General features: G+C 40.5%; 15 protein-coding genes and 1 pseudogene. 7 read left to right on the forward strand and 9 right to left on the reverse strand.

What is annotated here, in order from left to right; genetic code table 11:
* Positions 1 to 1266 (reverse strand): sodium-dependent transporter (locus AC058W_RS03345; RefSeq protein ID WP_479389716.1); only part of this gene is annotated, 1266 nt, incomplete at its 3' end.
* Positions 1267 to 1451: 185 nt separating this feature from the next.
* Between AC058W_RS03345 and AC058W_RS03350 the strand changes: the two genes are divergently transcribed.
* Positions 1452 to 2327: a LysR family transcriptional regulator gene (locus tag AC058W_RS03350; protein ID WP_117676813.1), complete on the forward strand. Its 876-nt coding sequence runs from the start codon at positions 1452 to 1454 to the stop codon at positions 2325 to 2327.
* 279 nt (positions 2328 to 2606) lie between these two features.
* On the opposite strand, the gene AC058W_RS03355 is transcribed toward AC058W_RS03350, so the two are convergent.
* The 5 genes and pseudogenes from AC058W_RS03355 to AC058W_RS03375 form a co-directional block, all read right to left on the reverse strand.
* Positions 2607 to 2897, reverse strand: a complete 291-nt coding sequence (locus AC058W_RS03355) for an ATP-binding cassette domain-containing protein (protein ID WP_242986836.1) — start codon at positions 2895 to 2897, stop codon at positions 2607 to 2609.
* Positions 2860 to 3635, reverse strand: a pseudogene (locus AC058W_RS03360) (ABC transporter permease). The gene AC058W_RS03355 and the pseudogene AC058W_RS03360 overlap by 38 nt, the downstream one beginning before the upstream one ends.
* On the reverse strand, positions 3541 to 3858 hold the full coding sequence (locus tag AC058W_RS03365; protein WP_479389717.1) for a hypothetical protein: 318 nt from the start codon (positions 3856 to 3858) through the stop codon (positions 3541 to 3543). The pseudogene AC058W_RS03360 and the gene AC058W_RS03365 overlap by 95 nt, the downstream one beginning before the upstream one ends.
* 47 nt (positions 3859 to 3905) lie before the next feature.
* Complete coding sequence (locus AC058W_RS03370; RefSeq protein ID WP_118247182.1) at positions 3906 to 4301, reverse strand: arsenate reductase ArsC; 396 nt, start codon at positions 4299 to 4301, stop codon at positions 3906 to 3908.
* 20 nt (positions 4302 to 4321) lie between these two features.
* Positions 4322 to 5785, reverse strand: coding sequence for a sedoheptulokinase (locus tag AC058W_RS03375; RefSeq protein WP_479389718.1), 1464 nt, complete (start codon positions 5783 to 5785; stop codon positions 4322 to 4324).
* Between the two features lie 85 nt (positions 5786 to 5870).
* Here AC058W_RS03375 and AC058W_RS03380 point away from each other — a divergent pair, with 85 nt between their 5' ends.
* Entirely contained in the window at positions 5871 to 6254 is a 384-nt protein-coding gene (locus AC058W_RS03380) for a hypothetical protein (RefSeq protein WP_479389719.1), read from the forward strand.
* Positions 6255 to 6398: 144 nt separating this feature from the next.
* On the opposite strand, the gene mgtE is transcribed toward AC058W_RS03380, so the two are convergent.
* Complete coding sequence (mgtE, locus tag AC058W_RS03385; protein WP_117676820.1) at positions 6399 to 7793, reverse strand: magnesium transporter; 1395 nt, start codon at positions 7791 to 7793, stop codon at positions 6399 to 6401.
* Between the two features lie 665 nt (positions 7794 to 8458).
* Between mgtE and sdaAB the strand changes: the two genes are divergently transcribed.
* The 5 genes from sdaAB to AC058W_RS03410 all read left to right on the forward strand — a co-directional run bounded on the left by sdaAB (position 8459) and on the right by AC058W_RS03410 (position 12355).
* Positions 8459 to 9127 (forward strand): L-serine ammonia-lyase, iron-sulfur-dependent subunit beta, encoded by a 669-nt coding sequence (gene sdaAB, locus AC058W_RS03390; protein WP_117676821.1) that lies wholly within the window; start codon positions 8459 to 8461, stop codon positions 9125 to 9127.
* Positions 9128 to 9146: 19 nt separating this feature from the next.
* Positions 9147 to 10016, forward strand: coding sequence for an L-serine ammonia-lyase, iron-sulfur-dependent, subunit alpha (sdaAA, locus tag AC058W_RS03395; RefSeq protein WP_479389720.1), 870 nt, complete (start codon positions 9147 to 9149; stop codon positions 10014 to 10016).
* 411 nt (positions 10017 to 10427) lie between these two features.
* Positions 10428 to 10745 (forward strand): PadR family transcriptional regulator, encoded by a 318-nt coding sequence (locus tag AC058W_RS03400; RefSeq protein ID WP_117676823.1) that lies wholly within the window; start codon positions 10428 to 10430, stop codon positions 10743 to 10745.
* Positions 10742 to 11326, forward strand: a complete 585-nt coding sequence (locus tag AC058W_RS03405) for a DUF1700 domain-containing protein (RefSeq protein WP_242986838.1) — start codon at positions 10742 to 10744, stop codon at positions 11324 to 11326. Before AC058W_RS03400 ends, AC058W_RS03405 begins: the two co-directional genes overlap by 4 nt.
* A 6-nt stretch (positions 11327 to 11332) precedes the next feature.
* A complete protein-coding gene (locus AC058W_RS03410) occupies positions 11333 to 12355 on the forward strand; it encodes a DUF4097 family beta strand repeat-containing protein (protein ID WP_118609828.1) in 1023 nt (340 codons plus the stop codon).
* A 202-nt stretch (positions 12356 to 12557) separates the two neighbouring features.
* Here AC058W_RS03410 and AC058W_RS03415 read toward each other — a convergent pair whose 3' ends face one another.
* Positions 12558 to 13193, reverse strand: a complete 636-nt coding sequence (locus AC058W_RS03415; protein ID WP_117676825.1) for a YczE/YyaS/YitT family protein — start codon at positions 13191 to 13193, stop codon at positions 12558 to 12560.
* A gap of 254 nt (positions 13194 to 13447) precedes the next feature.
* Positions 13448 to 14229: MFS transporter (locus AC058W_RS03420; protein WP_479389721.1), on the reverse strand; the 782-nt coding region annotated here is incomplete at its 5' end.

Raw genomic sequence — 14229 nt, forward strand, 5'->3', positions numbered from 1 at the left:
TTCCACGATCCAGTTTGGTTTCATAACCCAGCCGATAAAAATAGCCGACAACAGTGCAATGAAAGGCATCATAAAACTGTTGCTGATGTAGTCCATAATATCCAGCAGCTGTCCGGTGCTTCCGTTTGGCAGCATAACCTCAACATAGAAAACGCTATAACCCAGTGCAATAACAGCAGTTGCAACCAGATAAATAATGGACAGAACTCCCGTTGTTTTTTTACGTTCTGTATGGAAAATCTCCATACAGTTAGCGGTAATGGATTCCAGAACCGAAATACAGGAAGTCAGTGCCGCAAAAGCTGCAAGGACAAAGAAAAGAAGACCTATGATTCTTCCCGCAACACCCATTCGATAGAATACCTTCGGCAGAGAAATGAACATCAGTCCAGGCCCTGCTGCCATACCGTCCACGCCAAAAAATACATAGACCGCCGGAATAATCATAACTCCCGCCAGAAGTGCAACACCAGTATCCATAACTTCGATCATTGATACGGATTTTCCCAGATCAACCTCCGGTTTTACATAAGAACCATAAGTAATCATAATTCCCATTGATACGCTCAATGAGAAGAACAACTGGCTCATCGCATCCAATGCAATCTGCAGAAATCTTGATACCGTCATGCCAGACCAATTCGGAGTCAGATAGACCTTTAATCCCTGCATACCTGTTCGGATACTTCCATCATCCGCTGTACTTTTTAGTGTCAGGGAGTAAATAGCGATTCCAACCACAATCACTAACAGTATCGGCATCATAGTTTTGGACACACGTTCAATTCCTTTTTCCACACCGTTATATACAATAAAGGACGTAATCAACATAAAAATTAATCCATACCACACAGAACCAGGTTCTGTGATAAATGATGTGAAACAGTTGTCCTGTGCTGCTGTTTCCACATTTCCGGTTGCAAACAGCAAGATATATTTGAGTATCCAGCCGCCGATTACGGCATAGTATGTCATAATCAGAACAGGTACAAAGAAGGTGATCACACCAAGAAATTTCCATTTCCGATTCATACTTTCATAGGCATAAATCGCACTCTTACCAGTTCTGCGTCCAATGGCGATATCGGTGGTCAACAGCACAAAGCCGACCGTAAAAATCAACACCAGATAAATCAGCAGAAAAACACCGCCGCCATCCTTTGCTGCCAGAAAAGGAAATCTCCAGAGATTGCCCACTCCAACTGCACTCCCGGCCGCCGCAAAAACAAATCCGAGCTGCCCTGTAAAACTACTTTTTTTCTTCATTTACTTTTCCCCATTTCATTACTTAACTTGACGTATACCAATCATAACCTTAAAATAGTAATAAATAAATATAAAGTTATTTATTTTATACTTTATTTTTTTTTATCTTATAATACCAGAGTCAAAAGTTAGGAGTAAAAAGCTTTTGATTCTAATATCATCTTATAATGCGAAAGGGATAAGTCATGGACACTTTCAATTACCGTGTATTTCTTACGATAGTTCAATACAACAGCTTTCAAAAAGCAGCGGAGCTTCATAATGTTACACCTCCCGCGATCAGCCATATTATAAAGCAGATGGAACAGGAATTTGGGGGCACTTTATTTATTCGAAACCGACGCGGTGTCACTCTGACCACCACTGGTGAAAGTATTTTGCCACTGATTTCCTCCATAATCCAAAAAGAAGATATGCTGTTTCAATATTTGTCAGATTTGAATGGTCTTGAGAAAGGTCATGTCCGTCTTGGAATTTTTAATTCCATGTGCAGATATCTGCCTGATCTGATCTACGGCTTCAAGGCACAATATCCCAACATTACTTTTGAAATCTATCAGGGGTCTTACGAAAATATCATTGATTGGCTGAAAACCGGAGTGGTTGACATCGGTTTCCTGTCTGAGACAGTGAACCCGCATTTTCCTTTTTATCGGATTTTCGCTGATCCGCTGATGTGCATTTTACGCAAAGGGACTAAAACTGCATCTGATTCTGAAATTTCACTTGAAAGTCTTGCAGATGTACGCTTTATCATGCAGCGTGAATCCTGCGATGCGGATGCCAGCCGTATTATAGACAAACTGAATCTCGATGTCCGCACCGTATGCCATGTGGTAGATGATAAAACAACGGTTGAAATGGTCAAAGCCGGATTTGGCTTTGCAATCATGCCGCTTCTGACCATGTATGGTTTTGAAAATGAAGTAAAAATGCTACCCATCTCACCAGCGGAAGAACGTGTCATTGGCGCATGTGTCCGGGATATGCATGATTTGGCCCCGGCAGTCAGAAAAGTGCTTGAGTTTATCAGAAACTATGACTATGGGAAGGTTTATTAAAAATTACTTGTCCACCTGCAATTTTTCTCTTTTAATCTTTCAGTACTTTTCTAATCATCTTCAGCATCTTGTCGATTTGGATAGGTTTCGCAAGATTCTAAATGGAGAAACCGGCATATTGTGTCATATAAAGTTCATGATATTTACCCTTTCTCTCCAGTAGTTCTTCGTGTGTTCCACATTCGACTATTTCACCATGATCCATTACAACAATCATGTCTGAATCTCTGATTGTGGACAGACGGTGGGCAATTACAATACTTGTGCGCCCCTGCATAGCTATCTGAATTTTTTCTCTGTGCGTGTATCTACATTAGATGTCGCCTCGTCCAGAATCAGTATCTTAGGATCCGCAACAAATGCACGGGCTATCGCAAAAAGCTGACGTTGTCCCTGACTGATATTATCTCCCGCGCCATATAATACAGTGTCATATCCTTGCGGAAGACGTTTTACCATATCCAGGCATCGACTCATCTCTACAGCCTTTTCCAGTTGAGCCTCCGTAGCACTTTCGTTGCCATATTTCAGATTACTGCGTATGGTATCTGAGAATATACATGATTGCATTCACAATTGGGTTCATGAACGCAAAAATCACAAGGGTCTGCAACTGTGTCTTTATAAGTTCGTCATTGGCTTTTCCAAAACGTGCCTTCTCATATATTTCACGCACACATGCCTTAATAATTCTAATACCTGAAATATCCTCCTGCATGATTGCATTGATATCATCCAACTTTCCCTGTAGTTGCGAAACAAAGGATTTGCCTTACACAGACATATGATAAGCGTACCTACAAGAAAAGGAAACGCACACAACACAATCAGCCCAAATCTGGAATTCAGGCGCCACATGCAGAATATACTTCCGAATGTAAGCATCATTGTTCTAATCATTCCTCTGACAAACTGCGATACGAAATTTTGTACCTGTGTAATATCATTTGTCACCCGCGTCACAAGAGAACCGCTTCCAAAATAGTTCATCTGAGGGAATGAAAATCTCATTATTTTACGAAAACAATCCTTCCGCATGTCATTTCCTATGTTTTGCCCTGACATATGAACGAAAATATTGTTGAGTGAACCGCAAAGTCCTCCAAACAATCCTACATCCGACTTACCAAAGGGCACATCCCCAAGCTTCTCGCATGCGTGTGCAAGCTTGGTCTCCTGATGATCAAATGCAGCTTTTGCGCTGTCAAAAATGCTACTTCCTCCAGATGTACTTTTTAAACCGCCTAAAGGAATCAATCGAAACAAATTTTTCAAATAGTACTGCAGGCTCACGAGAAAGAATATCATACAGTGTCATTGCTTCATTGTAATCTTCTTCGATGCCATTGTCTGCACGCAGGATAAGCCCGCTTTTTACATTAATGGTGTAATCTCTTGCAATAAAACGAACATAAATAACTTCATCATTTATATCAAGATTCCATTTTTCTGCTACCAGTGCAAGATTTCCTTGTGCAAATACATCTTGCATTTGATGTTTCATAATCCCATAGTTGGATTCTTTTCTCATATTTCTTTCCTCATATCTGCCAAAGTTTTCCTATACACTACGTTTTATTATTTTTCTTTATCCACAAGTCGGATAATATTTCGCTCAATCTCTCGCATTACGCTGATGAATACTTCATCACTCTGACCTGTCGGATCCTGCAGTCCCCAATTTTCATCGAAAGCTCTGCCGATATACGGGCACCCTACATCACAGCCCATCGAGACAGCAATATCCGGAACAGGTATCTTGTCAAATGTTTTACTGTACTGTGTCTGTTCCATATCAATATCGTACAGTTCTTTCATCAGGCGCACCGCATCCTGATTGATCTGGGGCTTTGTTTCCGTTCCTGCGGAATAGCATTCAAACACATCTCCTGCAAGTTTTTTCCCAAGTGCTTCTGCAATCTGGCTTCGGCAGGAATTGTGAACACAGATAAATGCAAGTTTTTTCTTATTCATGGAATTTCTCCTTTGATTTATTAGCAATTTTTACAAGTGTTAACATTGCTGATACTTCCACTTATTGCAGCACCCACTGCCGCTTCCTCTTCGTATTCCGCTAGAACAAGTTCTGCTCCAAACATTTCCTCAACAATTTCACAGAGTACTTTATTTTTTCTGAGGCCGTTTCCTGAGCCTGTTATATGTTTTACTTCGATATCAGTTCCGTTGTGAATGGTCTGATACATATTGTAAAGTTCTCTGCTCATTCCCTCCAGAACTCCATAGGTGAAGCTTTCCGGTGTGAAGTTATCAGAGAACAGATTCGTAATACTGCCGCCAAGTTCCGGGCTGACTCTTGTGCCATCGAATGTGGTTTCTATTTTAAGTCTTCTGTTCTCTAGCTGTCTGGCATCAAATTCTTTTCCTTTTTCCGCCATTGTTTCCATTATTTTGTATAATGGCTTATCCTGCCCTGTTGCTTCTTTTACAAATTTTCTGAAAAAGTTTTCAAGTAACGCATATGCTTTTCCACCACATAAAGACGCACCAGCCAGCAGATATTTTCTATTCAGAAAAGGTCTTGCTTCGATTCCATCTTTTTCAAAATACCAATCAGAAAGAATGGAAATCTGTCCACCTGTTCCCATGTTTACAAGTAAGGTATTACTCTTATTTCCTACTGAACCGAGGAAGCTTGCCTGATTATCGCCTATTGCGGCTGTCACTGTACAGTTTCGATATGTACCCAGTTTTTTCACATCAGTGCAAATCTCTGGCAGCCACTTTTCTTCAATTCCCATTTCATTTAGTTTTTCTGTTTCAAAACACATCTTACGTCCGTTAAAGAAGCCGAAGCTTGCAGCGTTGCTGACATGCACAAGCGGTACTTGTCGTCCTGTCAGGCACATTCCAAGATAATCCATAATCGTACAGAAACTTGTCGCTGATTTCGGAATCAAGCTATGTCTCATATTGTAAATGTGCGTAACCAGCCCATATCCAGATGCTGTTTTTAACTTACACTTTTGTTGGATTTCCTCTATCAGAGATATTCCTTTGGTTTTCTTTATTTTAACTTCATTTATTTTCTCTTCTCCGATTTCATCATAAGCATTTTCTTTTTCACCACAAGAATCTCCATTTTCGCTATAAAGATTCCCTCGTTCATCCTGCCATGTATACAACGGACTGACACATTTTCCATTCTTATCAATGTACACAATTCCATGCATCTGCCCGGTAAGTCCGATTCTCTCGACATCCTGATATTTATCTAAAAAATAGTCTGTTAAATTCTGAGCCTTTTTTATTATCTGTTCTGCATCCTGTATTCGTTCCCATTCGTGTTCTGTTGGGATAAAACAGCCATTTTCTATAGTCTTTGCCTCAACAATTGCCAATTTTTCTTCTGCTTTAGTTGTTATTTGACCTTCTACTTTATTCTCCAGAACAACACCGCTGATTGTTGTTGTTCCAATATCAATTCCAATTATTTTCATAAAACAATCCCTTCATTCATCATTCATAAAAACCCTATTAATTTAGATAATATAAAAAAATGCAAAACCTATCGCCTACGGTTCCATGCTGATTGAATCTGCACTTGGTATCGTAGCTCTGATCGCAGTTGGTATGGTATTTGATAAATATACAGGCGGAGCTTTCGGTGGTCCTCCGGCAGCATTTGCAGCAGGTATCGCTCTCATGGCCGTCTGCGCATGGCTTGGCCAGGCAGGAAAGAACAATAAAATGTTCTATGTCCCAATGGTATTTATGCTTGCAGCAACACTCTGCTGCCTGCTTATCACTGTAAAAAATAAGATCGTTATAATCGGTGCAGGACAGGCTCTCTGGGGTGACTGGTTCCAGCTTATCTTTGCGGCAGCTATGGCTATTCTGGCTCTCTTCCTTGTAGCTGAAGGAATCCAGACATTTAAGAAGCAGAAACTTTCCAAAGCCTCTGCATAAAACTAAACTGAGACTTCACTTCAGATTATTTCTGAAGCAACTCTCTTAAAGCCAAAATTTATTTAAGAGATTACAATTGTACGCTTCCAGACGTACATAAAAATGAGCTGTCGGGAAATAGACAGCCCATTTTTTACAGTTTTATTATCCCGCCAGATGCAACATTTCCAGTAAAAAAATCCAGCTGAGACCATAGTATGTGATTACCGCAACCAGGTCGTTCACCGTTGTAATCAGCGGACCGGAAGCTACTGCCGGGTCAATATTAATTTTCTTAAAAAACAGCGGAATGCAGGTTCCCACTGCACTGGAAATCAGCATTGCCAGTAAAAGTGCCACACCGATACAGCCTGACACTGCGTAAGAAAACAGCAATGTTTTTCCCTTAAACAGATAAATATACAACCCAATCAATACGAAAGAGAAAAATCCCAGAAGGCTGCCGTTGCACAAGCCGATTCGCATTTCTTTCCATACAAGTTCCAGTTTCTGTTTTCCTGTAAGTGATTCATCCATCAGCACACGGATCGTTACAGCCAGAGACTGTGTACCTACATTTCCCGCCATGTCCAGGATGAGGGACTGGAAACACATCACAATCGGAAGTGCCGTTACTACCTGCTCAAAGAGACCTACAACAGAAGATACGACCATTCCAAGACCTAACAGAATGATCAGCCATGGCATACGTTTCTTCATACTCTCTTTCAGAGGTTCTTTTAAATCTTCTTCGGCAGTCAGACCAGCCAGCTTCGCATAGTCATCTCCCATCTCGTCATCAACCAGATCAATGATGCTCGCAGATGTGATAACACCCAGAAGCTGGTTATCATTATCCAGTACCGGAACAGAATCTTCTGAATAATCCTTCAGTTCTTCAATACAGTCATCAATATTCTCCTCCGCATACACATACGGATATGATGTCACGACCAGATTCTCGAGCAGATCATCCTGTCTGGCAATAATCAATTCTTTCAAATCGATCGCACCGTAGAATTTCTGCTGCTCTGTTACTACGAAAATCGTAGAAATATTATCGTTCTTCGCTGCCTGTGAAATCAGACTGCTCATCGCCTGCTTTACGGTGAGCTTATCTGTGATCACAATAAAATTTGTAGTCATGCGGCTTCCGATCTCATCCTCATCAAAAGATGCGATCATCTCCACATCACGCCGAACCTCAGGTTCTAACAGATCGATCAGTATTTTCTTTTTTGCTTTTTCAAGTTTATTTAATACATCTGCCAGGGCATCTGTCTCCATTCTGGATAAAATGGCTGCCGCCTTTTTTACATCCATTTCGTTCAGATACTCTGCTGCGTTCTCTTCTTCTGTGTACTCAAAAATATCAGAGAGCACATCTGTATCCAGAATACGGTACAGTTTGCACCTTTCCTGTACAGTCAGCATTGGCAGTACATCTGCCAGGTCATTCTCATGATAATCCTGCAGTCTTCCTGCCATAACAGCCGGAGAGGTATTGCTGCGGATGATTTTGAGAATTTCTTTGGAATAATCCTGTACTCTTTTCTCCATCATTTTTTCCTCCGTTTTTGTACATAAATTGCGCACCAAAAGAAAGCAGTCTGTCGTTACTGCCACTTTCCTTATGCACTTTCCAGCACAATAAAACAGTAAGCACTTCCAATGTATTACTTACTGATTATTCACTGTTCAAATATGTAATTGCATGATTCGGGGAATTTCATAAATACAGGATAAGAAATCGAAAAAAGATGTGTAATATATGACTACAGCAGAACAGAAGAATGTCTGCAATACTCATATACTCTTTTTATTTCAGATCCTGTGCTACTACTTCGCCCATGAGAATCGCAATTATCCATTCTGTTCCACCTGCCTTTTCTCTATATTTTTCGTTCAGAAAAACTTCATTCTTTCTGTGAACTGATTTCCTGAACGCTCAAAACTTACACTGTTCTTTTATGATAAAAACAGTCTTGTTTCATTTGCATTGTTATTGTAACCGCCCTATTGTGAAAAAGCAACCCTGTTTTTCTATTTTTTACATTAATTTTTGTTTATATTAACGTTACTGGCACAGAGCGAACAGTAACAATACTAACGTAAGGCTTTCCTTTAACAGTTTATATTAGAATTTGCTTATTTCATGAGTGAATGTTAGAATATAGTTAATGCCGGAGGGCTTATTATTTCATAATTACAGGAGAATAATTCTTATGTCATTTATCAGTGCATTTGATGTAATGGGACCGAACATGATCGGTCCTTCAAGTTCACATACCGCAGGTGCGGCACGTATTTCTTATCTTGCCCATAAAATGATCGAAGGTCCGTTAAAAAGAGCTGATTTTATTCTGTATGGTTCTTTTGCCAAAACCTATCGCGGACATGGTACAGACCGCGCTTTGCTTGGAGGAATCATGGGATTTTCTACGGATGATATGCGTATCCGAAACTCATTCGATATTGCCCATGAAAAAGGTCTGGAGTTTTCATTCACTCCTAATGACCAGGAAACAGACATTCATCCAAATACTGTAGATATCTGTATGGAAAATGAAAAAGGCCAGAAAATGACTGTGCGCGGAGAATCCCTGGGTGGTGGAAAAGTCCGTATTGTTGAGATCAATCACGTCCAGGTAGATTTTACTGGCGAGTACAGCGCAGTCATCGTTATTCACCAGGATACTCCGGGTGTTGTGGCCTATATTACCAAATGCCTGAGTGACCGAAATATCAATATTGCATTCATGCGTCTCTTCCGCGAAGGAAAGGGCGATATTGCTTACACAATTGTAGAATCTGATGGTAAGCTTCCGGAGAATATCGTTCCTGCTATCCGCGAAAACCCAAATATTCATGAAGTCATGATCGTACAGATGTAAAGAAAGGAGGATTTTTATCATGGACTTTAAAAACGCAAACGAACTCTTAACACTCTGTGAAGAAAAAAATCTTCCTATTTCAGAGATCATGCGTCTTCGCGAAATTGAACTTGGCGAAACAACCGCTGAAACTGTAAAGGAACGAATGAGCCGGGTTCTGGAGATTATGAAAGATGCCGCACGTTCTCCTATTGAAAAACCTGTAAAATCCATGGGCGGTCTAATCGGAGGCGAGGCAAGAAAGCTGAGTATTCACGCTCAGAATAGTCAGGGACTTTGTGGTGATCTGCTTCAGAGAGCAATAACTTACGCCATGGCAACACTTGAGACTAACGCTTCTATGGGATTGATCGTGGCCTCTCCTACTGCCGGTTCTGCCGGAATTGTCCCTGGACTGATGCTGGCAATGCAGGAGCATTACCACTTCTCTGACGACCAGATCATTCAGGCGCTTTTCAATGCAAGTGCAATCGGATATCTGGCAATGCGAAATGCCACCGTCGCCGGTGCTGTCGGCGGATGTCAGGCAGAGGTCGGCGTTGCTTCTGCCATGGCTGCTTCTGCCGCTGTGGAACTGATGGGCGGCACCCCAAAAGAATGTACGTATGCAGCATCTACTGTCCTTATGAATATGCTTGGTCTGGTATGTGATCCGGTAGGAGGTCTGGTAGAATATCCTTGCCAGAACAGAAATGCTGCCGGTGTTGCAAATGCGCTCATTGCCGCCGAGATGGCTCTCGCCGGAATCCCTCAGCTGATTCCTCTGGACGAAATGATCCAGACAATGTTTACCGTAGGGAAGAAGCTTCCTGCAGAGCTGCGTGAGACCGCGATGGGTGGATGCGCTACTACGCCATCGGCTTGTGAGGCGTGTCATATGTGTAGTTAATCTGAAACGAATGATTTCTTCATCTGCAAGGCGGAGGAATGAGATGTAGCGGTGGCTACGGCGATTGACGACAACACCGCAGATGAAAAATCAGACAAGTCAATATAGCGGTTACCTAATATTCGCTGTACTAACATAGCATATGATTCATTTTCAGCAAATGGCATAGATAAAACTTCAGATAAGTCATTTTGTGAAATGTGAGCAAGACACTACGTAAGGTATTTTTATAAAAAAGAACTGTTTAGGAATTGTTTCTTAGAATTATATAACTTCTATTGAAACTCACTTCCTGGTACAGTTCTTTTTTATTTTAATATTCCTCTTGACATCTTCTCTGTATATGTATATATTTTATATATAAAATTTTTATATATAATTATTTTACATATTATTTCAGGAGGTGGTTCTATGTATTATCCTGTATCTGCATTGTTGATTGAATTTTTGATTCTTTCTATCGTGGACACACAGGATTCCTACGGATACGAGATCAGTCAGACAGTCAAAATCGTAGCTGATATCAAAGAATCTACTTTATATCCGATTCTGAAGAAGTTGGAAAAAGGTGGATACGTTACGACTTATTCGCAGGAATTCCAGGGACGTAAACGTAAATATTATTCCATCACCGATGATGGCAAAAAACAGCTTGAATTTTTGCATCAGGAATGGAACAGTTACCGCGATACAATTGACGGGATTATTGAGGGGAGGGTACGAAATTGACAAAAGAACAATATATGACTCAACTGAAAAAGTATTTGCACCGTCTTCCAAAACAGGACTATGAAGACGCAGTCGATTACTTTGAAGAATACTTTGGCGAAGCTGATGAGAATGGTCAGCAGGAACTGATGAAAGAACTTGGCACACCAAAAGAAGCAGCCAGAGATCTGATTTCCAATCTTCTGGATAAGAAGCTGGGCAAAACTTCTGCTATCAATAAACCTGTGCAAAAAGGAACTTTAAAAGTGGCAATTCTTGCTGTCTGTGCAGCACCAATCGCAATTCCTTTGCTTATTGTATTGTTTGCCATATTAGCAAGTGTTGCTGTCTGCCTGTTTTGCGCATACTTATGTGTTTTTATATTTGCATTATGTGCTTTTCTCATTGGCGGCAAACTTTTTGTACGTGGAATTATCGCTATTCCATTTTCCATTTCCGGAAGCTTCATCCTTCTGGGACTCGGACTCCTGAGTATTGGATTTAGTATTCTGCTTTGCATTCTCGGAATTTATCTGTGCAAATGGACCTGTATCCTGTTTGCCAGAATCGCACAGCTTATTACAAACAGAAAGAGAGGATGATCCATAATGAAGAATCATAAAACTAAAAATTTTCTTATAATCGGTACTGTCTTTTGTGCACTTGGCACTGTACTCTTTGCTTCAGGCATCGCAGCTGGCGGCAGAGAATATATCAAAAATACGGATTTAAATACTTATAACGGATCTTTTTCTTCTGAGAAATCTGATAGCAACCATGCCATTCTGGAAAAGGAAAAAATCGATTCTTTCCAGAATTTAAATGCTGATCTGAAACATATGGATTTCTCAATCCGGGAATCTGATGACGAAAATTATTATCTCTCTTATAATGTTGAAACAGTAAAAGGTATAATTCCTGTTTCCTGGCAGGTAGAAAATGGTACTCTGAACATGTCGGAAAAAAATGGAAAAACTGCATCTGGTTATTTGCAGATTGATATCGGTTTCCTACAGGAGTTCCTAACAGATGGTCATGTTTCTGACGATACTGATATGCTTGAGAATCAGATTATCGTCTACATTCCACATGAGCAGACTCTTGAAAACTTTTCCTGCCAGATGAATGAAGGAGATTTTACACTTGATTCACTAAATTGTCAGAACTTCCATCTGCAAACAAATACAGGTGACATCTCACTTAGGAGTCTTCAGACCAAAAGAGGAGCAATATCTGATAAAGATGGTGACATTTCTATCATTGACAGTTCTCTGGAAAATATGAAACTGGATGCTTCTCTCGGTGATCTGTCTGCAGAAGAATCCAATTTTACAGACAGTATTCTTGCACTATCCTCCGGTGATGCAGAGCTTTCCAATGTTTCATTTAATAATAATTGCCAGATTACTTCAAAAATGGGTGACATTGATCTGTCTGTTCCTGAAAAATATCTCAACGCTTTGGTATTTAGCCTGGATACTAATATGGGTGACATTGATATTCCAGATGAATTAAATGGAAAAATTATATCTGCAGATGATAAAAGCACCTACCAGAAGGAATCTTCCAACTCTCAAAATCACCTGACTGTCAAGTCTGATTATGGTGATATTAGTATCAGACATTCATAACTGTTTTTTGAATAAAAAAACTGTCTCTGTATATACCTATTCTTGTTCGAATAAAGTATATACAAGACAGTCTTTTTTTCATGTCGTAATTGTTCTGCACCTCACTGTACAGAAACTGGTCAATCGGATATTCGTAATCCGCTTCCGCTATGTGCCTCTACTCTGAATAGTTGCTATACAGTTTATCACTTAAATAGTTGTCTTATTTATTAAGTTTCGCCAACACTTTTGATGTAAAGTGTGTGTCAAAAAACTGTACAAATGGTCCGAATCCAAATGCGCTGACTAAAGTTCCAAGCCCCACGATTCCGCCTGCAAGATAGCACACCAGTGCACTTATTGCATCATTTGATACCCTGCACCAGAAGTACGGGATCTTTGGCCATCTCTCTGTCATGATCAGTGAAATACTGTCATACGGTGCAACACCCTGCTTTGGAAGCTGATACATGGAAATTCCAAGGCTTGTGATGATAACACCAATGCACACAGTCAGCACCCTCATTGCCATCTGCTGTGGTGCATCAATCACTGATGTGATCAGATTATAGAAAAAGGTCACTATGTATCCAAGAAGCAGAGCATTTACGATTGTTCCCAATCCGATCAGCTTTCTTCCCCAGATGATTTCTATTATGAAAAATCCTATATTCATCAAAATTACAAATCTTGCATATTCAATTCCCACACATTCAGCCAATGCCATTGCCATTCCGCTGAAAGGGTCATTTCCAAGTCCGGAAAGTTTAAAAATTGCAATTCCAAGTCCAAGAATGATATTTCCTATGATCATTACAAGAACAAATTTCCAGTTTATTTTTTTAATCCATTCTCCCATTGTTTTTCCTCCGTAAAGCTAATTTAGTATACCAAAACCTTCTATATTTTACAATGTTCTTTTGAAATATTTGGTAACCATTCGTTACTGTTCACTGGTAATATCCCGCGAGGTGTTTTTTGTGAGCGAAGGTCACAGAAAACCCGAGACATACCGCGCGAATTTATGCGATTAGCATAAATTCTGTGCATCGCGAAGCGTGTTGCTGTGAACGGAGTGAACAGTAACAACCATTCAGCAGTCTGCTATATTTCCTATATATTCTTCTTTCTCATCCCGGAAATCAGCTTAATTCCTACTATCATTAATATCGGAAAAACAAGTGCCGCGAAAATTCCCATTTTCAGATTATCATTCAGTGTACCGGAAATCATTCCCACATAAGTAGGCCCTGAAGAACATCCCACATCACCTGCCAGTGCAAGAAGTGCAAATAATGCAGTTCCGCCTCTCTTCACAGACGCTGCTGCCATACTAAATGTTCCCGGCCACATGATGCCGACGGATAAACCGCAGACTGCACAGCCCAGGATTCCAAGTGCCGGTACGGGAATAAATGCGATCATCAGGTAGGAAATCATGCACAAAATCGCACTATACTGCATAAAACGTTCCAGATTGATCTTATCACCAAACTTTCCATAAAAAGCTCTGGAGCTTCCCATGAGAATCGCAAATGCCATAGGACCTGCCAGATCTCCGATGGTCTTGTTGATTCCAAAACTCTTCTCAGCAAGAGTAGATGCCCACTGGCTGACTGCCTGTTCACTGGCTCCTGCACAGAGCATCATCAACATCAGAACCCAGAAGATTTTTTTCTTAAAAAGTTCTGCCATAGACAGTCCTTCTTCCCCTTCATCCAGCAATGGAGCAATCGGAACTCTGGTGAAAAGTACGCCGTTTACGATTGGAATCAGCGCCCATACAAGCGCCATATATTTCCAGTTTTCTATGCCAAAAATCCTAAAAAATAATGTGGAAAGAAGCACTACTCCCACATGTCCCCAGCAATAAAAAGAATGCAGAAGACTCATCG

It is taken from the genome of Blautia sp. CGZ-1-C1 (genome assembly GCF_056504575.1).

Bases quoted from the DNA above. Each gene is read 5' to 3' on its own strand.
- AC058W_RS03350 (WP_117676813.1), top strand. From the start codon at position 1,452: ATGGACACTTTCAATTACCGTGTATTTCTTACGATAGTTCAATACAAC.
- AC058W_RS03355 (WP_242986836.1), bottom strand. From the start codon at position 2,897: ATGCAATCATGTATATTCTCAGATACCATACGCAGTAATCTGAAATAT.
- AC058W_RS03365 (WP_479389717.1), bottom strand. From the start codon at position 3,858: ATGAGAAAAGAATCCAACTATGGGATTATGAAACATCAAATGCAAGAT.
- AC058W_RS03370 (WP_118247182.1), bottom strand. From the start codon at position 4,301: ATGAATAAGAAAAAACTTGCATTTATCTGTGTTCACAATTCCTGCCGA.
- AC058W_RS03375 (WP_479389718.1), bottom strand. From the start codon at position 5,785: ATGAAAATAATTGGAATTGATATTGGAACAACAACAATCAGCGGTGTT.
- AC058W_RS03380 (WP_479389719.1), top strand. From the start codon at position 5,871: ATGCTGATTGAATCTGCACTTGGTATCGTAGCTCTGATCGCAGTTGGT.
- mgtE (WP_117676820.1), bottom strand. From the start codon at position 7,793: ATGGAGAAAAGAGTACAGGATTATTCCAAAGAAATTCTCAAAATCATC.
- sdaAB (WP_117676821.1), top strand. From the start codon at position 8,459: ATGTCATTTATCAGTGCATTTGATGTAATGGGACCGAACATGATCGGT.
- sdaAA (WP_479389720.1), top strand. From the start codon at position 9,147: ATGGACTTTAAAAACGCAAACGAACTCTTAACACTCTGTGAAGAAAAA.
- AC058W_RS03400 (WP_117676823.1), top strand. From the start codon at position 10,428: ATGTATTATCCTGTATCTGCATTGTTGATTGAATTTTTGATTCTTTCT.
- AC058W_RS03410 (WP_118609828.1), top strand. From the start codon at position 11,333: ATGAAGAATCATAAAACTAAAAATTTTCTTATAATCGGTACTGTCTTT.
- AC058W_RS03415 (WP_117676825.1), bottom strand. From the start codon at position 13,193: ATGGGAGAATGGATTAAAAAAATAAACTGGAAATTTGTTCTTGTAATG.